The 26835-nt window shown below is 60.4% G+C and carries 23 protein-coding genes and 2 tRNA genes; 2 read left to right on the top strand and 23 right to left on the bottom strand.

All coding sequences use genetic code 11. From position 1 onward, the window contains the following. Position 1 precedes the first annotated feature (1 nt). The 17 genes from AC1Q6D_RS20190 to leuC form a co-directional block, all read right to left on the bottom strand. Positions 2–77: transfer RNA gene (locus AC1Q6D_RS20190), tRNA-Val, on the bottom strand. Positions 78–262: 185 nt separating this feature from the next. Next, entirely contained in the window at positions 263–1024 is a 762-nt protein-coding gene (locus AC1Q6D_RS20185) for an SDR family oxidoreductase (protein WP_161793936.1), read from the bottom strand. Between the two features lie 5 nt (positions 1025–1029). Continuing rightward, complete coding sequence (locus AC1Q6D_RS20180; RefSeq protein WP_103402731.1) at positions 1030–2241, bottom strand: O-succinylhomoserine sulfhydrylase; 1212 nt, start codon at positions 2239–2241, stop codon at positions 1030–1032. 80 nt (positions 2242–2321) lie between these two features. Further along, positions 2322–3827, bottom strand: coding sequence for an amidophosphoribosyltransferase (purF, locus tag AC1Q6D_RS20175; protein ID WP_047531226.1), 1506 nt, complete (start codon positions 3825–3827; stop codon positions 2322–2324). A 41-nt stretch (positions 3828–3868) separates the two neighbouring features. After that, positions 3869–4429, bottom strand: a complete 561-nt coding sequence (locus tag AC1Q6D_RS20170; protein ID WP_047531228.1) for a CvpA family protein — start codon at positions 4427–4429, stop codon at positions 3869–3871. Positions 4430–4527: 98 nt separating this feature from the next. Further along, on the bottom strand, positions 4528–5187 hold the full coding sequence (locus AC1Q6D_RS20165) for an SPOR domain-containing protein (protein ID WP_103402730.1): 660 nt from the start codon (positions 5185–5187) through the stop codon (positions 4528–4530). Beyond that, positions 5171–6478, bottom strand: coding sequence for a bifunctional tetrahydrofolate synthase/dihydrofolate synthase (gene folC, locus AC1Q6D_RS20160; protein ID WP_103402729.1), 1308 nt, complete (start codon positions 6476–6478; stop codon positions 5171–5173). The genes AC1Q6D_RS20165 and folC overlap by 17 nt, the downstream gene beginning before the upstream one ends. Then, a complete protein-coding gene (gene accD / locus AC1Q6D_RS20155; protein ID WP_047531234.1) occupies positions 6475–7395 on the bottom strand; it encodes an acetyl-CoA carboxylase, carboxyltransferase subunit beta in 921 nt (306 codons plus the stop codon). Before accD ends, folC begins: the two co-directional genes overlap by 4 nt. A 191-nt stretch (positions 7396–7586) precedes the next feature. Then, positions 7587–8201, bottom strand: coding sequence for a phosphoribosylanthranilate isomerase (locus tag AC1Q6D_RS20150; RefSeq protein WP_103402728.1), 615 nt, complete (start codon positions 8199–8201; stop codon positions 7587–7589). Positions 8202–8264: 63 nt separating this feature from the next. Then, positions 8265–9089 (bottom strand): tRNA pseudouridine(38-40) synthase TruA, encoded by an 825-nt coding sequence (gene truA, locus AC1Q6D_RS20145; RefSeq protein ID WP_047531238.1) that lies wholly within the window; start codon positions 9087–9089, stop codon positions 8265–8267. A 172-nt stretch (positions 9090–9261) separates the two neighbouring features. Then, on the bottom strand, positions 9262–11871 hold the full coding sequence (locus AC1Q6D_RS20140) for a FimV/HubP family polar landmark protein (RefSeq protein ID WP_103402727.1): 2610 nt from the start codon (positions 11869–11871) through the stop codon (positions 9262–9264). A 205-nt stretch (positions 11872–12076) separates the two neighbouring features. Then, complete coding sequence (locus AC1Q6D_RS20135) at positions 12077–13087, bottom strand: aspartate-semialdehyde dehydrogenase (protein WP_103402726.1); 1011 nt, start codon at positions 13085–13087, stop codon at positions 12077–12079. A 182-nt stretch (positions 13088–13269) separates the two neighbouring features. Continuing rightward, positions 13270–14382 carry an aspartate-semialdehyde dehydrogenase gene (gene asd / locus AC1Q6D_RS20130; protein WP_047531244.1) on the bottom strand — a complete coding sequence of 371 codons (1113 nt, stop codon included), beginning with the start codon at positions 14380–14382 and terminating at the stop codon, positions 13270–13272. Between the two features lie 68 nt (positions 14383–14450). Beyond that, positions 14451–15533, bottom strand: a complete 1083-nt coding sequence (gene leuB / locus AC1Q6D_RS20125) for a 3-isopropylmalate dehydrogenase (RefSeq protein WP_090463676.1) — start codon at positions 15531–15533, stop codon at positions 14451–14453. 65 nt (positions 15534–15598) lie between these two features. Beyond that, the gene (locus AC1Q6D_RS20120; protein ID WP_103402725.1) at positions 15599–16366 is read right to left on the bottom strand and encodes a class I SAM-dependent methyltransferase; all 768 of its coding nucleotides are present in this window, start codon (positions 16364–16366) and stop codon (positions 15599–15601) included. A gap of 78 nt (positions 16367–16444) precedes the next feature. Continuing rightward, on the bottom strand, positions 16445–17089 hold the full coding sequence (leuD, locus tag AC1Q6D_RS20115; protein WP_047531250.1) for a 3-isopropylmalate dehydratase small subunit: 645 nt from the start codon (positions 17087–17089) through the stop codon (positions 16445–16447). A gap of 11 nt (positions 17090–17100) precedes the next feature. Further along, on the bottom strand, positions 17101–18519 hold the full coding sequence (gene leuC / locus AC1Q6D_RS20110) for a 3-isopropylmalate dehydratase large subunit (RefSeq protein WP_103402724.1): 1419 nt from the start codon (positions 18517–18519) through the stop codon (positions 17101–17103). Positions 18520–18666: 147 nt separating this feature from the next. On the opposite strand from leuC, the gene AC1Q6D_RS20105 reads away from it, so the two are divergent. Together AC1Q6D_RS20105 and AC1Q6D_RS20100 are read left to right on the top strand one after the other, a co-directional pair. Beyond that, positions 18667–19557 (top strand): LysR family transcriptional regulator, encoded by an 891-nt coding sequence (locus AC1Q6D_RS20105; RefSeq protein ID WP_047531254.1) that lies wholly within the window; start codon positions 18667–18669, stop codon positions 19555–19557. A 66-nt stretch (positions 19558–19623) separates the two neighbouring features. Further along, complete coding sequence (locus tag AC1Q6D_RS20100; protein ID WP_103402723.1) at positions 19624–22902, top strand: PAS domain S-box protein; 3279 nt, start codon at positions 19624–19626, stop codon at positions 22900–22902. Positions 22903–22968: 66 nt separating this feature from the next. On the opposite strand, the gene AC1Q6D_RS20095 is transcribed toward AC1Q6D_RS20100, so the two are convergent. The 6 genes from AC1Q6D_RS20095 to AC1Q6D_RS20070 all read right to left on the bottom strand — a co-directional run bounded on the left by AC1Q6D_RS20095 (position 22969) and on the right by AC1Q6D_RS20070 (position 26755). Continuing rightward, the gene (locus tag AC1Q6D_RS20095; RefSeq protein ID WP_047531258.1) at positions 22969–23415 is read right to left on the bottom strand and encodes an Hsp20 family protein; all 447 of its coding nucleotides are present in this window, start codon (positions 23413–23415) and stop codon (positions 22969–22971) included. A 130-nt stretch (positions 23416–23545) separates the two neighbouring features. Next, on the bottom strand, positions 23546–24505 hold the full coding sequence (locus AC1Q6D_RS20090; protein WP_103402722.1) for a tRNA dihydrouridine synthase: 960 nt from the start codon (positions 24503–24505) through the stop codon (positions 23546–23548). Between the two features lie 95 nt (positions 24506–24600). Continuing rightward, entirely contained in the window at positions 24601–25044 is a 444-nt protein-coding gene (locus tag AC1Q6D_RS20085; protein WP_103402721.1) for an acyl-CoA thioesterase, read from the bottom strand. Positions 25045–25092: 48 nt separating this feature from the next. Further along, a complete protein-coding gene (locus AC1Q6D_RS20080) occupies positions 25093–25926 on the bottom strand; it encodes an alpha/beta fold hydrolase (protein ID WP_103402720.1) in 834 nt (277 codons plus the stop codon). 29 nt (positions 25927–25955) lie between these two features. Beyond that, a complete protein-coding gene (locus AC1Q6D_RS20075; RefSeq protein WP_047531265.1) occupies positions 25956–26495 on the bottom strand; it encodes a TetR/AcrR family transcriptional regulator in 540 nt (179 codons plus the stop codon). 184 nt (positions 26496–26679) lie between these two features. Continuing rightward, a tRNA-Glu gene (locus AC1Q6D_RS20070) sits at positions 26680–26755 on the bottom strand. Between the last annotated feature and the right edge of the window lie 80 nt (positions 26756–26835).

The following is a 26835-nucleotide window of genomic DNA, read 5'->3' as shown; positions in this document are numbered from 1 at the left end:
GTGGTGGGTGATGACGGGATCGAACCGCCGACATTCTGCTTGTAAGGCAGACGCTCTCCCAGCTGAGCTAATCACCCGTTTGCATCTCCGAGGCCGCGAAATTTACGCAGGTAGCGAACCTAAGTCAATAGCAGGATTGAAGTTTTTTTCAAAAACAGCTTTTAGCGACGAGTTTCAAGCTGCAAGAGTAGAGCGGAGCTACGTAAGCAGGACTGACTCAGGCAGCCTTAACTGGCAGCTTGAAGCCTGAGACCTGCAGCTGCTACTCGTAAACCATCTTCTTGGTCATGCCGCCGTCGACCACGAACTCCTGGCCTGTCACGAAACCGGCGTTCTTCGACAACAGCCACGCGACCATCGCCGCCACGTCCTCGACCGTCCCTACCCGGCCGGCCGGATGCTGCGCATGATCGGCATCGGTCAGCGGCTCGGCGCGTCGCACCGAAGGATCTCGCGCATCGATCCAGCCGGGGCTGACCGCATTGACGCGAATCTCCGGGCCAAGGCTGATCGCCAACGCATGAGTCAAGGCCAGCAAACCGCCCTTGCTTGCTGCGTAAGCCTCAGTATCGGGTTCCGATTGCCCGGCGCGGGTCGAGGCCAGATTGACGATCGCCCCGCTGTGAGCGCGCAAGTAAGGCGCACAGTGCTTGGCCAACAACATCGGCCCACTGAGATTCACCGCCAATACCCGATTCCAGTACGCCAGGTCGAGACTTTCCAGGGTGATGTTATGCGGATCGGCTACCGCCGCATTGCACACCAACGCATCCAGACGCCCAAACTGCCCCAACACCTCGGCGACACCCAGCGCCACCTGCCCTTCGTTCGACACGTCCATGGCGATGAACCAGGCGTTTTCGCCAAGGACCTTCGCCACTTTCGAACCGCGCACCCGATCCACATCCGTCAGCACGACTTGCCAGCCTTCGCTGATCAGCCAGGCGGCAATCCCCAGGCCGATGCCCCGCGCGGCACCGGTAACCAGTGCAACGCGGCCATTGGAGCCGGCTGGCGTGGACATTTCGATCACAAGGCAGCCAACCCGCGCGTCAGGTCGGCTTGCAGGTCAGCCACGTCTTCCAGCCCCACCGCAACGCGGATCAGGCTGTCCCGAATGCCCGCAGCTTCACGCTCTTGGGGCGCCAGACGCCCGTGAGAGGTGGTACTCGGGTGGGTGATGGTGGTTTTGCTGTCGCCCAGGTTGGCGGTGATCGAAATCAGGCGGGTCGCGTCGATAAAACGCCAGGCACCCTCTTTGCCACCCTTGACCTCGAAACTCACCACCGCACCGAAGCCCTTCTGCTGACGCTGGGCCAACTCGTGCTGCGGATGGCTCTTGAGCCCGGCGTAATGGACTTTTTCGACGCCGCCCTGCTGCTCCAGCCACTCGGCCAGTTGCTGGGCGTTGGCGCAATGCGCCTTCATCCGCAGATTCAGGGTTTCCAGGCCCTTGAGGAAGATCCAGGCGTTGAACGGGCTGAGGGTCGGCCCGGCGGTACGCAGGAAACCGACCACTTCTTTCATCTGTTCACTGCGACCGGCCACGACACCGCCCATGCAACGACCCTGGCCGTCGATGAACTTGGTTGCCGAGTGAACGACGACGTCCGCCCCCAATTTCAACGGCTGTTGCAACGCCGGGGTGCAGAAGCAGTTGTCGACCACCAGCATCGCGCCTTTGGCGTGAGCGATTTTCGCCAGCTCGGCAATATCCACCAGCTCGGCCAGCGGGTTGGACGGCGACTCGACAAACAGCAATTTGGTATTGGCCTTGATTGCCGCATCCCAGCCGGACAAATCCGCCAGGGGGACGTAATCGACTTCGACGCCGAAGCGCTTGAAGTATTTTTCGAACAGACTGATGGTCGAGCCAAACACGCTGCGCGATACCAGCACGTGATCGCCAGCACTGCACAGGCTCATCACCACCGCCATGATCGCGGCCATGCCGGTCGCGGTGGCCACAGCCTGCTCGGCGCCTTCCAGCGCGGCAATGCGCTCTTCGAAAGCGCGAACGGTCGGGTTGGTGTAGCGCGAATAAACGTTGCCCGGCACCTCCCCGGCAAAACGTGCGGCCGCGTCGGCGGCAGTGCGGAATACGTAGCTGGAAGTGAAGAACATCGGATCACCGTGTTCGCCTTCCGGCGTACGGTGCTGACCGGCACGTACGGCCAGGGTATCGAACGCTACGCCTTCGAGGTCGCTGTCCAACCGACCGGCATCCCAATCCTGACTCATGCTGTCACTCCTTGCCCCGTTCTTGAAAAATAAGAATTCGTTGGTAGATACAAAACCGGCCCCTAGGGGCCGGTAATGATTCAGTTGTTATACAGATCGATGATCGCACTGACCGCCTGGGTCTTGACCTTGGAGGCATCGTTACGTGCCTGCTCGATCTTGTTCAGGTAGGCCTCGTCGACGTCGCCGGTCACGTACTGGCCGTCGAAGACTGCACAATCGAACTTCTCGATCTTGATCTTGCCGCCGCCGACCGCTTCGATCAAATCAGGCAGGTCCTGATAGATCAGCCAATCGGCACCGATCAGATCAGCCACGTCCTGGGTCGAACGGTTGTGGGCGATCAGTTCGTGGGCGCTCGGCATATCGATGCCGTAGACGTTCGGGAAACGCACGGCCGGCGCTGCGGAGCAGAAGTAGACATTCTTGGCACCCGCTTCACGCGCCATCTGGATGATCTGCTTGCAAGTGGTGCCGCGCACGATGGAGTCATCCACCAGCATCACGTTCTTGCCGCGGAATTCCAGCTCGATGGCGTTGAGTTTCTGCCGTACGGACTTTTTCCGCGCGGCCTGGCCCGGCATGATGAAGGTGCGGCCGATATAACGGTTCTTCACGAAGCCTTCGCGGAACTTCACGCCCAGGTGGTTCGCCAGCTCCAGAGCAGCCGTGCGACTGGTGTCCGGGATCGGGATGACCACGTCGATGTCGTGCTCGGGACGCTCACGAAGAATCTTCTCGGCGAGCTTCTCGCCCATGCGCAGACGGGCCTTGTAGACCGACACGCCGTCGATGATCGAGTCCGGACGAGCCAGGTAGACGTGTTCGAAGATGCACGGGGTCAGGGACGGGTTGGTCGCGCACTGACGGGTGTGCAGCTTGCCGTCTTCAGTGATGTAGACCGCTTCGCCCGGTGCCAGGTCGCGAATCAGGGTGAAACCGAGTACGTCCAGGGAAACGCTTTCGGAGGCGATCATGTATTCGACGCCTTCGTCAGTGTGACGCTGGCCGAACACGATCGGACGGATGCCGTGCGGGTCGCGGAAACCGACGATGCCATAGCCGGTCACCATCGCCACGACGGCGTAACCACCGACGCAACGGTTGTGCACGTCAGTCACGGCGGCGAATACGTCTTCTTCGGTTGGCTGCAACTTGCCGCGCTGGGCCAGTTCGTGCGCGAACACGTTGAGCAGTACTTCCGAATCGGAACTGGTGTTGACGTGGCGAAGGTCAGATTCGTAAATCTCCTTGGCCAGTTGTTCAACGTTGGTCAGGTTGCCGTTGTGCGCCAAGGTGATGCCATAAGGCGAGTTGACGTAAAACGGCTGAGCTTCGGCCGAGGTCGAGCTGCCCGCAGTCGGGTAGCGCACATGGCCAATGCCCATGTGACCGACCAGACGCTGCATGTGACGCTGATGAAACACGTCACGCACCAGACCGTTGTCCTTGCGCAGGAATAACCGGCCTTCATGGCTGGTCACGATACCGGCAGCGTCCTGGCCGCGGTGCTGGAGGACGGTTAGCGCGTCATACAGCGCCTGATTGACGTTCGACTTACCGACGATACCGACGATGCCACACATGCGACGCAACCCCTACTTAATGGATCTGAACTGAACACAACTCACTGAGGCGTTTTCGCCGTCGGCAAGAGGTGCTCCTTGAACGGTATTTCAGCGGGTACGCTGATACCGCTGGCAAGCCACTGACTGCTCCACCCGAGAATCAGGTTTTTGGACCAGTCTGCGACCAATAAAAACTTTGGCACGAGTTGGGACTCTTTCCACCACCCGTCCTGCTGTACCGGCCCCAGGCTCAACAGCCCGACCGCCACGACCACCAGCAACACGCCACGCGCGGCACCGAAGGCCATGCCGAGGAATCGATCGGTCCCGGAAAGCCCGGTGACGCGTACCAACTCGCCGATAAGATAATTGATCATTGCGCCTACGATTAACGTGGCGACAAACATGATGGCACAGCCCGTGATCACACGGGCCGACGGCGTTTCGATGTATCCGGCGAGGTACTCGGACAATGCGCCACCGAACATCCAGGCAACGACTCCTGCGATGATCCAGGTCACCAGCGACAGCGCTTCTTTGACGAAGCCGCGGCTCAGACTGATCAATGCGGAGATGGCGATGATTGCAACGATCGCCCAGTCAACCCAGGTAAATGGCACAGTGCAGCCTACAGACGGATAAGGCGGCGCATTTTAGCAGAGCCCATGCTTATCGGTAAGCTGCGATTGTCAGTGCATTTCAAATCGAGGCGATAGATTTAGCCGCGTTCAGGCTGAAAACGCACCACAAAACCCTTGAGGTTTTGCTGGCGGTTCAACAAATCGCGCAGGCGATCGGCCTCGGCACGCTCGATCAGCGGACCGACAAACACCCGATTTTTGCCATCGGCGGAACGGATATAGGCGTTGTAGCCTTGGCTGCGCAGGGTTTTCTGCAGCTTTTCCGCACTTTCGCGATTAGCCAGGCTGGCCAGTTGCACCGACCAGCTGATCGACAGGCCATTGGCGTCGACACGGCTTTGCGTGGTGTCCGGCTTGCCCGGAGCGGCCGTGATTGGCTGGGCAGGTGCGGTCGCAGGCTTGGCGGCCAGCGCCGGAGCAGGAGCGACCGGTTTTACGGCCGGAACCGGCAAGGCGGGTACTTTCGGCGCGACAGGTGGCGTCGGCTTGGCTTCCTGGGCAATCTCATCGTCGCTGGGCACCGGCTCCTGCGGCAAAGCCTGGGGCTCAGGCACGACCACCGGTTCAACCTGCACTTGTGCCATCGCCGGCGCTTGCGGCGCAGTCGGTGCCTCGACAGCCACCTGGCGCTGCTCATCCTGACGGGAAAACAGCATTGGAAGGAAAATCACGGCCAGCGCGACCAGAACCAGGGCGCCAACCATGCGCTGTTTGTAAGCCTTATCCAGCAATGCCATTTGCCGCTTCCTCCGTGGAGCGCCGAGCCAACCACTCAAGGGCCTCGGCGACACAATAAAATGATCCGAACAACAGAATTTCATCGTCGCTCGTCGCCAGCGCACACTGCCCTTCCAGGGCGGCGGCCACGCTGTCATAGGACGTTACCGAAGCGCCGCGCTTATGCAGCGCTTCGCGCAAATCGGCCACTGGCCGCGCCCGAGGCGAATCCAGTGGCGCGACAGCCCAGTGCTCGACACTAGCACTCAACTCAGCAATGACGCCATCCAGATCCTTGTCCGCCAGCAACCCGAACACCGCCAGACGCTTGCCGGCCAGTGGCCGACTGGCCAGACGCCGGGCCAAATACTCCGCTGCATGGGGGTTATGCCCCACATCCAGCAACAGGTTAAGACGTTTGCCCTGCCAATCGAACGACCGACGATCGAGACGACCGACCACCCGCGTCGCCTGCAGCGCCTGGATAATCTGCGCAGCCACCCACGGCAGCCCGAGCAACAGATAAGCCTGTAACGCCAGCGCGGCGTTTTCCATCGGCAGATCAAGCAACGGCAGATCATGCAGCTCGACCACGCCCCCCTGAGCGTCCAGACCGCGCCATTGCCAGTCGTGATCAGTGATACCGAGATCGAAATCGCGCCCGCGCAGGAAAAACGGGCATTTAAGCTCTCGCGCTTTATCCAGCAGGGGCTGTGGAGGATTCAGGTCGCCACAGAGCGCGGGCGCACCCTGGCGGAAGATACCGGCCTTCTCGAAGGCCACGGACTCACGGGTATCACCGAGATAATCCGCGTGATCGACCCCGATACTGGTGACCAGTGCCATGTCGGCGTCCACCACATTGACCGTGTCCAGACGTCCGCCCAGCCCCACCTCCAGCACCACGGCATCGAGCCCGGAGCGCTGGAACAGCCAAAACGCCGCCAGGGTGCCCATCTCGAAATAGGTCAGGGAAGTGTCGCCACGCCCCGCCTCGACCGCCGCGAAGGCTTCGCACAGTTCGGCGTCAGTGGCTTCAACGCCATTGACCTGCACCCGCTCGTTGTAACGAAGCAGGTGCGGAGAGTTGTAGACACCGACTTTCAGGCCCTGGGCCCGCAGCAACGAGGCCACGAACGCACAGGTCGAACCCTTGCCGTTGGTGCCGGTGACCGTGATCACCCGAGGCGCCGGCTTGCCCAGCCCCATGCGGGACGCTACCTGTTGCGAGCGCTCAAGGCCCATGTCGATGGCCGAGGGATGCAACTGCTCGAGGTAGGCGAGCCACTCGCCAAGGGTACGTTGGGTCATACGTTGGCTGGCACCGGCGGAACTACGATTGGCTCGATGGGGGTCGCGACGAACTTGGGCGTCGGCAGGCCCATCATCTGTGCCAACAAGTTGCCCAGGCGCGGACGCAGCTCCTGACGGTGAATGATCATATCGATGGCGCCGTGCTCCAGCAGGAACTCGCTGCGCTGGAAGCCTTCCGGCAGTTTTTCGCGCACGGTCTGCTCGATCACGCGTGGGCCGGCGAAGCCGATCAGCGCTTTCGGCTCACCGACGATGACGTCGCCGAGCATCGCCAGACTGGCCGAAACACCGCCGTAGACCGGGTCGGTCAGCACGGAGATGAACGGAATGCCTTCTTCACGCAGACGCGCCAGCACCGCGGAGGTCTTGGCCATTTGCATCAAGGAGATCAGCGCTTCCTGCATCCGCGCACCACCGGAGGCGGAGAAGCAGATCATCGGGCAGCGGTTTTCCAGCGCGTAGTTGGCGGCGCGAACAAAGCGCTCGCCGACGATGGCGCCCATCGAACCACCCATGAAGGAGAATTCGAACGCCGAAACCACCACAGGCATACCCAGCAAGGTGCCGCTCATGGAGATCAGCGCATCTTTTTCGCCAGTCTGCTTTTGCGCAGCAGTCAGGCGATCCTTGTACTTCTTGCCATCACGGAACTTCAGACGGTCAACCGGTTCCAGGTCCGCCCCCAGTTCGGCACGGCCTTCGGCGTCGAGGAAAATGTCGATACGGGCGCGTGCGCCGATACGCATGTGGTGATTGCACTTGGGGCAAACGTCCAGGGTCTTTTCCAGCTCCGGACGATACAACACAGCCTCGCAAGACGGGCACTTGTGCCAAAGACCTTCAGGCACCGAGCTCTTCTTGACCTCGGAACGCATGATCGAAGGGATCAGTTTGTCTACTAACCAGTTGCTCATGCTTTCTTTCTCCAGTACCGGCGGCCCGAACGCTCTGGTTCGCAGCCCCGTGTATGCCCTTGAGCTAAATTCATGTGTGCGGCGATGATCAGTCGATGGCCGGGTCAGCGAGACGTGACCTGCGTACCACCCAACAACCCTCAGCCTTTTTGTACAGAGCAGTGGACGGCGGCAGTCTGCCAGCCGTCACATCAACGTAGCGCGTTGATGAATGCCCGAATCTTCGCATGATCCTTGATGCCCTTGCTCTCCTCTACCCCACCGCTGACATCCACCGCATACGGGCGGACCCGGTCAACTGCCTCGGCGACGTTATCCGGGGTCAGGCCTCCCGCCAGAATAACGGGCTTGCTCAAACCTTGCGGTATCAGTGACCAGTCGAACGCTTCGCCGGTTCCACCGGGTACACCTTCGACATAGGCATCGAGCAAGATGCCGCTGGCACCCGGATAGGCGTCGCAGGCTGCCGCAATGTCATCACCGGCCTTGACCCGCAGCGCCTTGATGTACGGGCGATGCCAGCTTTCACATTCTGCCGCGCCTTCGTCACCATGGAACTGCAACAGATCCAGCGGTACAGCCTCGAGGATTTCTGCCAACTCTTCGCGACCGGCGTTGACGAACAGGCCCACGGTGGTGACGAATGGCGGCAACGCCTTGATGATCGCGCGCGCCTGCTGGCAGGTCACCGCCCGCGGACTCTTGGCGTAAAACACAAACCCGATGGCATCGGCCCCGGCCTCAACCGCCGCCAACGCATCTTCTATGCGGGTAATCCCACAAATCTTGCTGCGAACGGCTGACATGTCGATAAAACCCCACGGCAAATCCGAGAAAGTCCCGGATGGTAACAAAAGCGTTCGAGGGCGTCAGCCGTCAAGTTCGGTGAAACCGGTCAGGAAATGCGGGCCGATGTAACGCTCGGGCAATTCGAACTCGTCGCGGTACTCCACCTGCACCAGATACAGACCAAACGGGTGAGCCGTCACCCCGCCTGAGCGGCGGATTCGGCTCTCCAGCACTTCCTTCATCCACTCCACCGGGCGTTCGCCAGCCCCAATGGTCATCAGCACACCAGCAATGTTGCGCACCATGTGATGCAGGAAAGCGTTGGCGCGGATATCCAATACGATCATTTTGCCATGACGGGTGACGCGCAGATGATGCAGCTCCTTGATCGGCGACTTGGCCTGGCACTGACCAGCGCGAAAGGCACTGAAGTCATGGATACCCACCAGGTATTGCGCCGCCTCGGCCATGCGCTCGACGTCCAGCGGACGGTGGTTCCAGGTGATTTCTTCGTTCAGGTGCGCCGGGCGGATCTGATCGTTGTAGATCACGTAGCGATAGCGCCGGGCAATGGCCTTGAACCGCGCATGGAAATGCGCCGGCATGACTTTGGCCCAACTGACACTGACGTCGTGCGGCAAGTTGATATTGGCGCCCATGACCCAGGCCTTCATCGAGCGCTCGACCGGCGTATCGAAATGCACCACCTGTCCGCAGGCATGCACACCGGCATCGGTGCGCCCTGCGCACAGCAGCGACACAGGCGAGTCGGCGACTTTCGACAAGGCGTTTTCGAGGGTTTCCTGCACCGTGAGCACGCCGGAGGCCTGGCGCTGCCAGCCGCGATAGCGCGAGCCTTTGTATTCAACGCCCAACGCGATCCGGAAAAAGCCGTCGGCCGCCATTTCGGCGGTCGGGTTATCTATATTTGCCAAGGAGTGACAGCCTGCTGATGTACGCGAAGGCGGGCATTATAAAGCCGTGGGACGTGGATACCAGTACAACAGCATTGCCCCGCGATAAAACAAAAACGGCAGCCTCACCGGGCTGCCGCATTGTTTACCAAGAGCCGATCACTCAGGCCAGACGCGCCAACATCTCCTTGGCTTCGCTCTTCTGGCCGTCATCACCTTCTACCACCACCTCATTGAGGATATCCCGGGCGCCGTCGTTGTCACCCATATCGATGTAGGCCTGGGCCAGATCGAGCTTGGTGGCGACTTCGTCGGTGCCGGAAAGGAAATCGAATTCCGGCTCGTCTTCGGCAGAAGCCAAAGCGTCTTGCTCCGTGAATGTCGGCTCACCGATGCTGCCAGAGAAGCTTTCCAACTCGGCGTTGACGTCATCCAGCTCTGCGGCGAAAGCATCCGGCGCATCCATTTCTTCAGCCAGCGACAGATCAAAATCGGCCGGCAGCTCCAGATCATCCAATGCCAACTCGGGGGCTGCCGGTGTTTCGACGGCCGGCAAATCCTTCACGCCTTCGTCCAGGTCGAGCAGGAAGTCATCTTCAGCCAGCGCCGCTGTCGACGGCTCCGCACCAAGATCCATGTCCAGATCGAACTCCGACAGGTCGTCGAGGTTTTCCTTGATCTCAGCCTGCTGCTGCAACACCGACCCGAAACTCAGGTCATCGTCCAGAGGGAAATCTTCCAGATCGGCCACAGTCGACGCTTCAGGCTCCGGCGCAGGCGTAATGACTGCTGGAGTAATGTTTTCCAGGTCATCCAGGCTCAGATCGAAAGCGCTGTCGAAATCATCTTCGACCGGAGCCGGCGCTGGCTCTGGCTCTGGTGCTGGCGCTGGCGACTCGTCCTGCAACAGGTCCTTGACGTACTGTGCGTCCATTTCGGCCGCGACCGCTGCGGCGGCGATACCTCCGGCAGCAATCAGCGCCATGGCCGGGAAACGGCTCTTCAGTTTTTCGACCTGGGCGAAATTGTCGCCGTTGGCCACCAATTGGCGCTCCTGGGCAACGAACGCATCGCGATCGCCTTGCTGGCCGTAGACCTCCATCAGCTTCAGGCGCAGATCACTGCGTTGAGGCTCCTGCTTGATGCCCTCTTCCAGCAGGGCTGCAGCCTGATTCAGACGACCGGCGCCGATGTGCGACTGGGCTTTGTCCAACACGTCGTCCGAGCGGTCGGCAGCTGGCGCCACCAGTGGCGCGGCGATGGGTGGCGTGACCACAACCGGGGCCGGAGCGGGCGCAGGAGTCGGCGCGGTGGCCAGTTTTACGCTCGGAGGGGGAACCTCCAGGCCTTCGAAACTGCTTTCCGGCAGGTCAAGATCGGCAGAAAACGGCTGCTCCTCTGCCAGGGCGCGGGCCATGCGCAAGTGTTTCTCGGCTTCTTGCTGGGCTTTGCGACGACGGGCCAGCAACAGCAACAACAGCATCACAACCAAGGCCCCGCCACCGGCCAGGCCCAACAACCAAGGATTAGTCAGTAGCTCGTTGAATTGCTTGTCGTCAGAAGCTGCCGGGGTCGGTTCGACAGGTGTCTCGGCCGGAACGGGCGCCGGAACCGCTGCAGGCGTCATTTCGGCTGGTGCTGGCGCAGCATTAGGCGTCAGTTCAGCCGTCATCGCCGGCGCCGGGGCAGCAGCCGGCGCCGGGGCACCCGCTTCCCCTTCAGCCTGCAACTTGGCCAGCTGATTGTTCTTCAGTTCGATCAGACGCTGCAGTTTGTCCATCTGACTTTGCAGATCAGATATGCGGCTTTTCAGCTCTGCATTGTCACGGCGGGTGGTGTCGAGGCTTTCCTGAGTCACCGCCAGCTTGTTGTTCAAGGCTTTCGCATCGCCTGCGGCGCCTTTGCCACGGGCCTTGCCCGACTCGGCCGAGACCAGGCTCAGGTTGTCCCGAGCGGGCTGCGACGAAGTCGCTTCACCACGACCACGCTTGGTGGCATCGAGTTGCTGCTGCCCCGCAGCCGGCTTAGCGACATAGCGACGCCCCTGACGCCACGCAGTGTTCTGTGCAGCGACTTCGGCAATCGCCTTGGATTGCCGCATGCTGGTGCTTTGCGCCTGATCGGGCATACGCAGCACCTGCCCGGTTTTCAGCCGGTTGATGTTGCCGTCGATAAAGGCATCCGGGTTCAGCGCCTGGATGGCCAGCATGGTTTGTTGAATCGAACCGCCGTTACGCGCCTTCGCCGCGATTTCCCAGAGGGTATCGCGCGGCGTAGTGGTGTATTGGGAAGGTTTGGTCGCACCGGTGACGGGCGCGGTCACACCCTGAGTCGGCGTGGGCTGTGCGGCTGCTTCAGCGGTTTGCGGCGAGAATTTGGACGGGTCGAGCAAAACGCTGTAATCACGCAGCAGTCGACCGTTGGGCCACATCACCTGAACCAGGAATTTCACCATAGGTTCGGAGAGCGGCTTGCTGGAAGTGACACGCAGGATGCTTTTACCACCGGCACTGAGCACCGGAGTGAAGGTCAAGTCGTTGAGAAACGCCTGGCGGTCGACACCGGCCTTGGCGAAATCTTCAGGTGAAGCCAGGCTCGGCACCACTTCGGCAGCGGTGAGTTCCTTGACGTCGAGCAATTCGATTTCTGCCACCAACGGCTGGTTCAGCGTCGATTTCAGGGTCAGCTCCCCAAGCCCGAGGGCATGCGCCATACCGGAGGACAGCGCCGAGGCGGCCGCTATTGCTAACACCAGTTTGCGAACTTGAACCATAGCTCATCCTTAGTTTGAACATTCCTCGGCCAGCGAGAAGGTGTTGATAGCCGCTGCCGTAAGGCATTGCGCGGCGGCGAGAGGTCGCCGCGCGCGATCGTTTCATGCATGCCCCGGAAAGCCCCACAGGGTGGCTCGCCTTCAGCATTCCTGCCAAGCATAGCGCTGGGTCGGAACCATTCGAAAAATTGTTGCCAAGTATCTTTTACAGCAGGTCTTTTATCAACAACTCAGCCAGCTGCACAGCGTTGAGCGCGGCGCCTTTGCGTACGTTATCTGACGTCAGCCACAAATTAAGTTCCGACAGGTCGTCGATGCCCTGGCGTACCCGACCAACGTAGATCACATCCTGCCCTACCGCGTCACCTACCGCCGTCGGGTAATCACCGGCTTCAACCAGCTCGATGCCCGGGGCGTCTTCCAAAGCGGCGGTGACTTTAGCCAGGTCAATCTCACTCGCTGATTGCAGACTGACACTAAAGCTATCGCCAAAAAATACCGGGGCTTGAATGCAAGTCACGGAAATCTTCAATGAAGGCAAGGCCATGACCTGGCGCAACTCACGCACCAGGCGCTTTTCCAGCAGCGTATGACCTCGCTCGTCCGGCTTGCCGACCTGGGCCAACAAATTGAACGCCATCTGCCGATCGAAAAAGGTCGGCTCCAATGGGCGCACGTTAAGCAACTCGGCGGTCTGCCGGGCCAGCTCGGTCACGGCCTCGCGGCCCTGGGCGGAAACCGCCAGGCACGCGGTCAGGTTAATGCGCTGCAAATCGATCAAACCCAGCAACGGCGCCAGCACCACCGCCAGCGTCGTAGCCGAAGGGCTCGGGCTGCTGATCCGGAATGGCTTTTTCAGGCCGTCCAACACCTGCGCGTTGGCTTCCGGCACGACTTGCGGTGCCTGGTCGGCCGGCAACGCGCCGGACAGGTCAATGACCGAGCAACCGGCAGCCGTGGCGCGCGCGGCAAAACTCAGGGTCACGGCCGGGCCGGCGGCGAAGAACACCAACTGGACTTTGCCGAAGTCGAACTCATCGACTTCCCGCACCCGAACGTTCTTGCCACGAAACGGCACCGAGTGCCCGGCGGATTCGCTACTGGCCAGCAAGTGCAGGTTGCCGACCGGAAAGTCGCGCTCTTCAAGAATCTGCACGAGCGTCTCGCCGACAGTACCGGTGGCGCCGATCACGGCAATATCGAAGGACTGGCTCATGGTTCTACCTCAGGCGAAACGGGGGAGCGGCACTTTACCGGGCGGTGGGGATGCAGGCAATTATGTGGCGTCTGTTCTGCCCGCGATCACGGAACATCAGGCACCTCATCAACATCTGACGGCCTGGAATAAAAAAACCCGCGCCTCTTTCAAGGCACGGGTTCCTTCACAGCTTCAATCGATCAACGCTCAAGCAGGATCCGCAGCATGCGACGCAGCGGTTCGGCCGCGCCCCAGAGCAGTTGGTCGCCGACGGTGAACGCACCGACGAATTGCGACCCCATGTTCAACTTGCGCAGACGGCCAACCGGCACATTCAGGGTACCCGTGACCTTGGTAGGGCTCAGCTCCTGCATGCTGATCTCGCGGTTGTTCGGCACCAGCTTGACCCAAGGGTTGTGCTGGCTGATCAGCCCTTCGATATCGGCGATCGGCACGTCTTTGTTCAACTTGATGGTCAGCGCCTGGCTGTGGCAACGCATGGCACCAATGCGCACGCAGATGCCGTCGACCGGGATCGGGCTCTTGAAGCGACCGAGGATCTTGTTGGTCTCGGCCTGGGCCTTCCACTCTTCACGGCTCTGCCCGTTAGGCAGCTCTTTGTCGATCCACGGGATCAGGCTGCCGGCCAGCGGTACGCCGAAGTTTTCGGTCGGGTACGCGTCGCTGCGCATGGCTTCGGCGACACGACGGTCGATGTCGAGGATCGCGCTCGCCGGGTCGGCCAGTTGATCGGCGACCGCTGCGTGGGTCGCACCCATTTGCTTGATCAGTTCACGCATGTTCTGCGCGCCGGCACCGGACGCCGCCTGATACGTCATGGCGCTCATCCACTCCACCAGGCCAGCTTCGAACAGACCGCCCAGGCCCATCAGCATCAGGCTGACGGTGCAGTTGCCGCCGATATAGTTCTTGGTGCCCGCATCCAGCTGCTGGTCGATGACCTTGCGGTTGACCGGGTCCAGGACAATGACCGCGTCATCCTGCATGCGCAGGCTGGAAGCGGCGTCGATCCAGTAGCCCTGCCAGCCGGCTTCGCGCAGTTTCGGGAAGACTTCACTGGTGTAGTCACCACCCTGGCAGGTCAGAATCACGTCGAGGGTTTTCAGCTCTTCAATGCTGTAAGCGTCCTTGAGCGGAGCAATGTCCTTGCCCACGGACGGGCCTTGGCCACCGACATTGGAAGTGGTGAAAAACACCGGCTCGATAAGATCGAAATCCTGCTCTTCCAGCATCCGCTGCATGAGCACGGAACCGACCATACCGCGCCAACCGATCAGACCTACACGTTTCATCGCAACTACACCTTCTTGAAAAGTGGGCCGCTGCTTTCGGGGATGAAAGTGGCAGCGGGCCCGAGAGATTACAGATTCCGCAGCGCGGCGACTACTGCGTCACCCATTTCCTGCGTACCGACTTTAGTGCAACCGGCCGACCAGATGTCGCCCGTACGCAACCCCTGGTCCAGCACCAGGCTGACGGCTTTTTCGATGGCATCGGCTGCGGCCTGCTGGTTGAAGCTGTAACGCAGCATCATCGATACCGACAAAATGGTCGCCAATGGGTTGGCGATGCCTTTGCCCGCGATATCCGGCGCCGAACCGTGGCACGGCTCGTACATGCCTTTGTTGTTGGTGTCCAGGGACGCCGATGGCAGCATGCCGATGGAGCCGGTGAGCATCGAGGCCTGGTCGGACAGGATGTCGCCGAACATGTTGTCGGTGACGATCACGTCGAACTGCTTCGGCGCACGCACCAGCTGCATTGCGGCGTTATCGACGTACATGTGGCTCAGTTCGACTTCAGGATAATCCTTGGCCACTTGCTCGACCACTTCACGCCACAGCTGGCTGGAAGCCAGTACGTTGGCCTTGTCGACCGAGCACAGTTTCTTGCCGCGGACCATGGCCATGTCGAAACCGACACGGGCGATGCGGCGGATTTCGCTTTCGCTGTACGGCAGGGTGTCGTAGGACTGACGCTCGCCGTTTTCCAGGGTGCGGGTGCCACGCGGGGCGCCGAAATAGATACCGCCAGTCAGCTCGCGAACGATCAGGATGTCCAGGCCGGAGACGATCTCTGGCTTCAGGCTCGAAGCTTCGGCCAGTTGCGGGTACAGGATCGCCGGACGCAGGTTGCCGAACAGGCCCAGTTGCGCACGGATTTTCAGCAGACCACGCTCAGGGCGGATGTCACGCTCGATGGTGTCCCATTTCGGGCCGCCAACGGCGCCCAGCAGCACGGCATCGGCTGCGCGGGCACGTTCCAGGGTTTCATCGGCCAACGGCACGCCGTGCTTGTCGATGGCGGCACCACCGATCACGTCGTGGCTCAGCTCGAAGCCCAGGGCATACTTGTCGTTGGCCAGTTCCAGCACCTTGACCGCTTCGGTCATGATTTCCGGGCCAATACCGTCACCCGGGAGAATCAGAATCTGCTTGCTCATGCTTTCCTCATGTCATCAGTCGGTGCACCCTGGGGCGCGCCCGGAAAAAATCTATCGATCGGTACCTATCTTTCTACAAACAGCACCAACACATCCGTGCTGAACGAACCATCGGCCTCAATCTCGAAATATTCGCGTACTTCGTTGCCCATTGACTGTTGCAACTCGCGGATCGCCGCACGCATCACCTGTGGCGTGCGCATGCGCTCAACCCAGGAGTTGTACTCCAGGCGCAGGCGCTGCCGCGTGGTGCTACGGGTGTGCAGCCCCGCTTCGCTGATCTGGCGCAACCATTCACCGGCGGAATAATCACGCACATGGCTGGTGTCACGCAGCACTTCGACGCTTTGCAGGTAAGTGTCGAACAATGGGCTGCCCGGTGACAACACATCGATGAACGCCGCCACGCCACCCGGTTTCAACACCCGACGCACTTCCCGCAGGGCCAGGCCGAGATCGCTCCAATGGTGGGCCGAATAGCGACTGAAGACGAAATCGAATTCACCGTCGGCAAACGGCAAGCGTTCGGCGGCGCCATTGACCGTGGACACGTTGCTCAATCCACGATCAGCGGCGGCTGCGGCGACCACGTCAAGCATCTGCTGCGACAGGTCGTAAGCCACCACTTCCTTGACCAGCCCAGCCACGTGAAAACTCACATGACCGGCACCGCAACCCAGGTCCAGCACGCGGGCATCGCCCTGCCCCGCCAGTTCGGCCTGTAGCAGCGCAAATTCAGTGCCTTGAGCGTGTACGGCGCTGCTCAGGTAGGCCGAAGCCTGTTCACCGAATTGCTTTTGGACTACCTGGCTGTGCTGGGCGGTGCTGGTCATGGTGACTTCCTTTTAGTCTTGTGGCGCCTGTTCCGGCCTCATCGCGGGCCGGCGCTGACTACAAAAATCTCGAATCAATCAAGCGTCGCGAAACAACCAAGGCTGGCTCGCACGGTGCTTGGTTTCAAACGCCGCAATCGCGTCGCCGTCCTGCAAGGTCAGGCCGATGTCGTCCAGGCCATTGAGCAGGCAGTGTTTGCGGAAGGCGTCGATTTCGAAGCTCAGGACCTTGCCGTCCGGGCGGGTCACGGTCTGGGCTTGCAGGTCGATCTGCAACTGGTAGCCCGGATTGGCTTCTACCTGCTGGAACAGTTCGTCGACTTCGGCATCGCTCAAGATGATCGGCAACAAGCCGTTCTTGAAGCTGTTGTTGAAGAAGATGTCGGCATAGCTCGGCGCGATGATGCTGCGGAAACCGTACTCTTCCAGGGCCCACGGCGCGTGTTCACGGCTGGAACCGCAACCGAAGTTCTCGCGGGCCAGCAACACGCTGGCGCCTTGATAACGCTCGGCGTTGAGGACGAAGTCCTTGTTCAGCGGGCGCTTGGAGTTGTCCTGATACGGCTGCCCCACATCCAGGTAGCGCCATTCATCGAACAGGTTCGGGCCGAAACCCGTGCGCTTGATCGATTTCAGGAATTGCTTGGGAATGATCTGGTCGGTGTCGACGTTGGCACGATCCAGAGGCGCGACAAGTCCAGTGTGCTGGGTAAAAGCTTTCATGCTGCGCTCCTTTAGATCAATTCACGGACGTCGATGAAACGACCGTTCACGGCGGCGGCCGCGGCCATGGCCGGGCTCACGAGGTGGGTACGGCCACCCGCGCCCTGACGGCCTTCGAAGTTACGGTTGGACGTCGAGGCGCAGTGTTCGCCGGACTCCAAACGGTCCGGGTTCATCGCCAGACACATCGAGCAACCCGGCTCACGCCATTCGAAACCGGCTTCGAGGAAAATCTTGTCCAGGCCTTCCGATTCAGCCTGCGCCTTCACCAGACCCGAGCCCGGCACCACGATGGCCTGCTTGATGGTCGAGGCCACTTTGCGGCCCTTGGCAATGACGGCAGCCGCGCGCAAATCTTCGATCCGCGAGTTGGTGCAGGAACCGATGAACACGCGGTCCAGTTGAATGTCAGTGATCGCCTGATTGGCGGTCAGCCCCATGTATTTCAGGGCGCGCTCGATGGAGCCGCGCTTGACCAGGTCCATTTCCTTCGCAGGATCCGGTACGTTCTGATCAACGGCCAAAACCATCTCAGGCGAGGTGCCCCAGCTGACTTGCGGCTTGATCTGGGTCGCGTCGAGCTCGACCACGGTATCGAACACCGCGTCGGCATCCGACACCAGGTCTTTCCAGGCTTCGACCGCCAAGTCCCATTCAGCGCCTTTCGGGGCGAATGGACGGCCCTTCACGTAAGCCACGGTTTTTTCGTCGGCTGCCACCAGACCTACGCGAGCGCCAGCCTCGATGGACATGTTGCAGATAGTCATGCGCCCTTCGACGGACAGGTCACGAATCGCGCTACCGGCGAATTCGATGGCATGGCCGTTACCACCGGCGGTACCGATCTTGCCGATCACTGCGAGCACGATGTCCTTGGCGGTCACGCCAAACGGCGATTGGCCTTCGACGCGCACCAGCATGTTTTTCATTTTCTTGGCGACCAGGCACTGGGTGGCCAGCACGTGCTCGACCTCGGAGGTGCCGATACCGTGAGCCAGGGCACCGAAGGCGCCGTGGGTCGACGTATGGGAGTCGCCGCAGACCACGGTCATGCCCGGCAACGTTGCACCCTGCTCCGGGCCGATGACGTGAACGATGCCTTGGCGCACGTCATTCATCTTGAATTCGACAATGCCGTATTCATCGCAGTTGTCGTCCAGGGTCTGGACCTGCAGGCGCGAGACCTGGTCAACGATGGCGTCGATGCCGCCCTTGCGCTCCGGCGTGGTCGGTACGTTGTGGTCCGGGGTGGCGATGTTGGCATCGATGCGCCAAGGCTTGCGCCCGGCCAGACGCAGGCCTTCGAAGGCTTGCGGCGAGGTCACTTCGTGAATGATGTGACGGTCGATGTAGATCAGCGCAGAACCATCGTCGCGCTGCTTGACCAAATGCGAATCCCAGAGCTTGTCGTAGAGCGTTTTGCCGGCCATCAGACGTTTTCCTCATCAGCTTGTTTCTATGCCCCGGGCTTTGATATCTCAATAACCCCTTGGCTTGTGAGGCTGATCCTATGGGGTTACATTAAATAACTCAAATTCATATTTTTTATGCTTTGGATAACCAACTGGAATACAACCATGGACCTGGCCAACCTCAATGCCTTTATTGCCATCGCCGAGACAGGAAGCTTCTCCGGCGCCGGCGAGCGCCTGCACCTGACCCAACCCGCCATCAGTAAACGCATCGCCGGGCTGGAGCAGCAATTGAAGGTGCGGCTGTTCGATCGACTGGGTCGTGAAGTCGGCCTGACCGAGGCAGGCCGCGCGCTGCTGCCGCGTGCTTATCAGATTCTGAACGTACTGGATGATACTCGCCGCGCCCTGACCAACCTCACCGGCGAAGTGACCGGCCGTCTGACCCTGGCCACCAGTCACCACATCGGCCTGCACCGTTTGCCTCCGTTACTCAGGGAGTTCACTCGACGCTACCCCGACGTCGCGCTGGATATTCAATTCCTCGATTCGGAAGTGGCCTACGAAGAAATCCTTCATGGTCGTGCCGAATTGGCCGTCATCACCCTGGCGCCGGAACCCCACGCACTGGTCAAGGCCACGCCGGTGTGGGACGACCCGCTGGACTTTGTGGTCGCACCGGAGCATTCGCTGCTCAATAATGGCCCGGTCAGCCTGGCGGACATTGCCCGGCATCCGGCGGTGTTCCCCGGCGGCAACACGTTCACCCACCACATCGTCCAGCGCCTGTTCGAAGCCCAGGGGCTGACGCCGAACATCGCCATGAGCACCAATTATCTGGAAACGATCAAGATGATGGTGTCGATTGGCCTGGCCTGGAGCGTGTTGCCGCGCACCATGCTCGACGATCAAGTTGCACGAATACCCCTGCCGGGCATACAACTGTCTCGCCAGCTAGGCTATATCCTGCACACAGAACGGACGCTATCGAATGCAGCACGGGCCTTCATGGCCTTGCTGGATGCTCAAATCGATCTGCCAGGGATTCAGGGTTAACTTGTGCTACTGCTATAGAGCCGCAAATTCCTGTGCAAAATGCCCAAATCAGCCTAAGGCTTGCCAATGCCGAAATCTGTTGACCGTATTCCGCCGATGCCGCGTATTCAGGCACTTGATCCACAACGATCCGAGCAGAGCTGGGAAAGTGCCCCCCAATTGTTGGCCGCCCTGAACGGCGCCCGGCTGGGTGCCTGGTATTGGGACATCGAACGCGGGCAGATCAGTTGGTCACGGGGTACTCAGGCGCTGTTCGGCTTTGATCCGCGCCAACCGTTACCCGCCGATCTGGAATACCTCGATTTGCTGCCGCCGGAAGACCGGGCGAAAACCATTCGTGCCTTCCATGCCGTGATCGCCGGCGCACCGCTGGAGCAAGCGATGCACCACCGCATTCGCTGGCCCGACGGCAGCCTGCACTGGCTGGAGATCAACGGCAGCCTGCTGCCGGACAAAAATGGCCGTCCACGCATGATCGGCGTGATTCGCGAGATCACCCACCAACGTCAGCGCGAGCAGGCGCTGAGCAGTTCGGAGAAGCGGTTCGCCACCCTGTTCCATCTGTGCCCGAACATGGTGTTGCTGACACGCCAGGAAGACGGCCTGATCACCGAAGCCAATCAGTATTTCGAAAGCCTGTTTGGCTGGCCGGTGCAAGACGCGATCGGCCGCACCACCCTGGAGTTGGGCCTTTGGGTGAACCCCGAACAACGCACGACACTGGTCAAAGCCACCAAGGCCAAGGGCGAACTGATCAACATGGAGGTGCAGTTTCGCGCCAGCAATGGCCAGATCCACGACGGCATCCTCAGCGCACAAAAGGTCGAGCTCGAAGGCCAGCCGTACCTGTTGAGCACTTTCCTCGACACCACCGAACGCAAAGCCGCCGAGCACGCCTTGAAAGACAGTCAGGAACGCCTCGACCTGGCACTGGATTCGGCGCAGCTGGGCACTTGGGACTGGCACATTCCCAGCGGCATGCTTTACGGTTCGGCCCGCGCCGCCCAACTGCACGGGATGGATGCGAAGCCTTTTCATGAATCTTTCGACGAATTTTTCGAAGGGGTTCCCGGCGAAGAACGCGACAACATGCGCGACGCTTACCGCAGCTTGCGCGAAGGCCCGGCGGGCAACTATCAACTGACTTACCGCGTACAACTGGAAGACGGCACTTCACGCTACCTGGAAAGTCGCGCCCGGCTGTACCGCGATGAAAATGGCGCGCCGCTGCGCATGGCCGGGACCCTGCTGGACATCACCGATCAAGTCGAACGCGAGCAACAGCTGGTGGCCTCCGAAGAGAAATTCGCCACCCTGTTCCAGGTCAGCCCGGACCCGATCTGCGTCACCCGCCAGGACACCGGTCAGTTCATCGAGATCAATTCCAGTTTCACCCAGACCTTTGGCTGGGGCACCGCCGATGTGATTGGCCGCAGCGCTGACGAAATCGGCCTGTGGGACGCCTCGGCCAAAAGCCTGCAGCGCATCGAACAGGTAATCCGCGAGCAAAGCCTGAATAACGTGGCCATCCTCGTCCAGCACAAGGACGGGCAGTCTCTGACCTGCGTGATTTCCAGCCGTCAGATCAACGTCGGCGAGCAGCCATGCATCGTCACCACGTTACGCGACATCACCCAGCAACAACGCTCGGAAGCAGCGCTCAAGGCCAGCGAAGAGAAGTTCGCCAAGGCGTTCCACTCAAGCCCCGACGCCATCACCATCACCGAACGCGACACCGGCCGCTACCTGGAGGTCAACGACGGTTTCTGCCGCCTGACCGGCTACCGCGCCGACGAAGTGATCGGGCGCACGGTGTATCAGGTCGGAATCTGGGCCGAAGAAAAACAACGCGCGGCATTGCTGGCTGAACTGCAGATCAAGGGCCGGGTTCACCATCAGGAAATGCTCGGGCGCAACAAGCGCGGCGAGTTGTTGACGGTGGAAGTGTCGGTAGAACCGATCAACCTGAACGAAACCGCGTGCCTGCTGCTGACCGCCCGAGACGTCAGCTTGCTGAAAAACGCCGAAGCGCAGATCCGCCACCTGGCGTACCACGACCCATTGACCAACCTTCCCAACCGCGCGCTGCTGATGGACCGTTTGAGCCAGCAGATTGCCCTGCTCAAACGCCACAACCTGCGCGGCGCATTGATGTTTCTCGACCTTGATCACTTCAAGCACATCAACGATTCCCTCGGCCATCCGGTGGGCGATACGGTGCTGAAGATCATCACCGCACGCCTGGAAGCCAGTGTGCGCATGGAAGATACCGTCGCACGCCTGGGCGGCGACGAATTCGTCGTCCTGCTCAGCGGTCTCGAAGGCTCGCGCAGTGAAGTCAGTGAGCAGGTGCGCGAGCTGGCTGACACCTTGCGCGAACTGCTGTCAGAACCGATGTTCCTCGATGGCCAGCGCCTGCAAGTGACGCCGAGCATTGGCATTGCACTGATTCCCGACCATGGCTCCACGCCGACGGATTTGCTCAAACGCGCTGACATTGCCCTTTATCGCGCCAAAGATTCGGGGCGCAACATCGCGCAGATGTATCACAACACCATGCAGAAGGCCGCGAGCGAGCGCCTGCGCATGGAGACCGATCTGCGCCTGGCGCTGTCCCGGGGTGAGTTTCGCGTGCACTACCAACCCCAGCTCGACGCCCGGAATAACCGTATCGTCGGTGCCGAGGCCCTGGTGCGCTGGACCCACCCCGAACTCGGCGCGCAATCGCCAACCGAATTCATCAAGGTGCTGGAGGACAGCGGGCTGATCCTGGAGGTCGGCACCTGGATTCTCGACGAAGCCTGTCAGGCCTTCCGGCAATTGATCGCCAATCGCCTGATTGACCCGCTGAACTTCAGCCTGTGCGTCAACATCAGCCCAAGGCAGTTCCGTCAGAACGACTTTGTCGAACGCATCGAAAACAGCCTCGCCAGCCACGGCCTGCCCTGCTCGCTGCTGAAACTGGAAATCACCGAAGGCATCGTCATCCAGAACCTGGAAGACACCATCAATAAGATGCGCCGCCTGAAAAAACTCGGCGTGAGCTTCGCCATGGACGACTTCGGCACCGGTTACTCCTCGCTGACCTACCTCAAGCGCCTGCCGGTCGACACGCTGAAAATCGACCAATCGTTCATCCGCGACGCCACCACCGACCCCAACGACGCCGAAATCATCCGCGCCATCGTCGCCATGGCCCGCAGCCTGGAATTGAAGGTGATCGCCGAAGGCGTGGAAACGCCGGAGCAACTCGCGTTCTTGCAAGGGCTGGACTGCCATTTCTACCAGGGTTACCTGCACAGCCAGCCGTTGCCGGTGGAGGAGTTTCAGAAACTCCTGAGGTAATCAGATCTTTGCGGGAATGGCATACAAAAAAGGGGCGCCCATGGCGCCCCTTCTTGTTGCTCTGACTCAGTGCTGCAGAGCCGGTTTTTCCGTCCCGTTGATCGGGATGCGTTTGGCTTTCGCCTCTTCCGGAATCACCCGCAGCAGGTCGATGCTCAACAGACCGTTGCTCAGGCCGGCAGCCTTGATTTCGATATGGTCCGCCAGTCGGAACGACAGCTTGAACGCACGCTGGGCAATGCCTTGGTGCAGGAAGGTCACGCCTTCGTTGCTGTCACGTTTGCCGCCACTGATGGTCAGCACACCCTTCTCGACTTGCAGCTCCAGGTCTTCTTCCTGGAAACCGGCCGCCGCCACGACGATGCGGTATTGATCGTCACCGTGCTTTTCGACGTTGTACGGTGGGTAGGTGCTGCCTGGCTCGTTACGCAGGGCGGTTTCGAACAGGTCGTTGAAACGATCGAAGCCTACCGAGGAACGGAACAGAGGCGCCAGGGAAAATGCAGTACTCATAATTCAAATCTCCTGAAAATAATCAGCAAGTTATTTGTCTCCGCGACCCGAATTCGGCATCGCGTAACCCTTAGATAGGGACCGCCAATTGCTTTTCAAGAGATTTTTTTCAAATTTTTTTTAACGATTTTCAGGCGGCTTCAGCGACCTGCAGTCCCAACAAGCGCGAGACCTGATCCAGCTCGGTCTCACGACGCAGGACACTGAACAGCTCCACCGCTTCGGGATAATTGCGGGTCAGCATCGCCAGCCATTGCTTCAAACGGCCCGGTGATTGGCGAGGCGTCATCTGCGCCTTGGCTTGCAGCCAGAAATCCTGAATCAGAGGCAGCAGCTCGGCCCAGGTCATCTCAATGACCTCTTCACCGGCCCTTGCCGCAGCAATTTGCCGAGCCAGGTCCGGACGTGAAACCAGGCCGCGACCGAGCATGATGTCTTCCACACCGCTGATTTCGTGGCAACGGCGCCAGTCTTCGACACTCCAGATATCGCCATTGGCAAACACCGGCACCTTGACCACGTCCTGAACCCGCGGAATCCACTCCCAATGCGCTGGAGGCTTGTAGCCGTCGGTTTTGGTTCGTGCATGGACCACGATGTGCGCAGCGCCACCTTCGGCCAGGGCCGTGGCGCACACCAGTGAGCCATCCGGGCTGTCGAAGCCCAGGCGCATCTTGGCGGTCACGGGAATGTGCGACGGAACGGCGCGACGGACATGTTCGACGATCTGGTTCAGCAGCTCCGGCTCCTTGAGCAGCACTGCACCACCACGAGACTTGTTCACGGTTTTGGCCGGGCAGCCGAAGTTCAGATCAATCACTTCGGAACCCAGCTCACAGGCCAGCGCGGCGTTCTCTGCCAGGCACACCGGATCGGAACCCAATAACTGCACGCGCAGCGGCACACCGGCAGCGGTGCGAGCACCGTTGAGCAATTCCGGGCCGAACTTGTGGAAATAGGCAGGCGTGAGCAACTGATCGTTGACACGAATGAATTCGGTTACGCACCAATCAATGCCACCCACGCGGGTCAGTACGTCGCGCAGGATGTCGTCGACCAACCCCTCCATGGGCGCCAAGGCAATTTGCATGAAAAACACACTCAACGAAAAACGTGCGGCAGTTTACTGGATTACGCAAGAAATCTGCAGAACATCGCAGTTCCTTTGCAGGAGCGAGCTCGCTCCTACAAGGGTTGGAGCGACAGCAACGCCGGGCCATAACCCTCGATGAACTCCGCTGGCATGCGCTTGGGCCGACCGGTGGACAGTTCGATGCAAACAAAGGTGGTTTGCGCCCGCAGCAGCGTGGCGTTGTCGCTCGGGCGCTTCAACTGGAAGTGTCGGGTCATTTTCAGGCGCTGATCCCAATCGACGATCCAGGTCGCCAATTGCAGCTCGTCGCCCTCATAAGCGGCCGCCAGGTAATCGATCTCATGCCGCACCACCGCCATCGCCCGGTCCAATCGACGATACTCGACCAGATCCAGTCCCAGGCGCTGGGAGTGGCGCCACGCACAGCGCTCGAGCCAGGTGACGTACACCGCATTATTGGCGTGCCCGAGCCCGTCGATGTCCTCGGCGCCCACTTGCAGATCGATGATAAATGGCGTTGCCCGATCCCAGCCCATGCCCCACTCCCGGTCAAATGATGTCGACCGGGGCAGTGTAACGGATGCTCAGGCCGATTGGCGCGATTGCAGGCTGCGTCCGGCCAGCAGTGATAGCACGCCATCAATCACCCGAGGGTCGGCCAATACTCGCTGATGACCGCCTTCTTGCAGACGCAACAGACGGCTGTCGAACCAGGCTTCATGGATCGCCTGCGATTCCTTCACCGAAACAAACTTGTCGTCTTCGGCATGGACGATCAGGCCGGGCATATCGAGTTGGTAGTGCGCCACATCCAGCGTGGCAGCGCGCATGCCGACGTCTTTCTCAACCTGACGGATGAATGCCGAGCGAGCTTTCGGCGGCAACCCCACATAGCGCGCGAAGCCGCGCAGCACGCCGAGGATTCGCGCAGGAGCCGCGATGGTGACCAGGGTTTCGGTGCGCAAGCCCAGTTGCACGGCGAGCATGGCGCTGGCGCCGCCCATGGAGTGACCGATGACGGCTTGAAGCGGTGGCAGCTCGGCGGCGGCTTCAAGCATGGCGCGAGCGAACAGCGCGACATTCGCCTCGGTTCCCGGCGAGCGACCGTGCGCCGGGCCGTCGAGGGCAACCACCGTGTACCCGGCATCGACCAGGGCAGTGATGAGACTGGCAAACTGCGTAGGCCGACCTTCCCAACCGTGCATCAGCAGCACTGCCGGGCCCTGCCCCCAGCGCAATGCCGAGAGACCGAAACGCAAAGTGATCCGTTCGGATTTGGCCAGGAGCGGCAATTCCCAATCACGCGGAGGCAAATCTCGCGGCGTCATGAACGCCAGTCGCATTTTTCTTGCAACCAGTTTTGGAGCAAACCAACCCAAGGTGCCATTGACGCCACGAACCCACTTTAACGCGCTCATCGCTCTCTCCTCAGGCTGCAGCCTTCAGGTCAACGCACAGCCGACTTGGCAGCGCGTAGCAATCGGTCGGATAAATCACCGGGGCCCAGCGCCCGTGCCAGCGCCAGACCGCCCACCATCAGGGCCATGTCGGCCAGGGCTTTATCGGTGTCTTCGGGACTGGCCGCCAACTGCGCGACCATCAGCTCCATGTGTTCATTCAGTGCGATCCGGAAGGCATCGGGCAGACGTCCGAGCTCACCGATCGAGGCCGGAATCGGGCACGCAGACTCGCTGGAATCACGGTGTTTGCGCGACAGATAGAACGCCGCGACCAGGGCGCGACGCTCCTCACCGGTCAGTTCGGCATCCATGTCAGCAATCAGGTCACGGCGACGCCCCAGCAATTGCTTGAACGCCTCCAGCATCATTGCGTCCTTGCTTTCGAAGTGCGCATAAAAGCCGCCGACGGTCAGGCCGGCTGCGCCCATTACTTCGCCCACGCTAGGCTCGGCCGGGCCGCGCTGAATCAGCGCTGCGCTGGCAGCCTTGAGGATGCGTTCACGGGTTTGAGCTTTTTTATCGTTCATCGTTGCCTCCGAATATTACAACTAGAATATTATTCTCATAATAATTTTCTGCAAGTCGTAGATGTGACCGCTGGTCTGAAGAACAGTTTGAAAGAAATGGGGGAATTTGGTTAAACGCCAGACAAACAAAAGGGCCATTCAATAATTGAATGACCCTTATAAAATCCCGCAGAGCGGGTAATCGTGGCGTCCCCTAGGGGACTCGAACCCCTGTTACCGCCGTGAAAGGGCGGTGTCCTAGGCCACTAGACGAAGGGGACACAAACCCTTCTATACAACTGACCAGTGCTGAGAGCTGATCGATTCAAGGCCGGTGTGGCCAGACCTTGAACTGTAAAAT

It is taken from the genome of Pseudomonas sp. MT92, from assembly GCF_058792515.1.
This window is presented reverse-complemented; position numbering and strand designations above follow the sequence as displayed.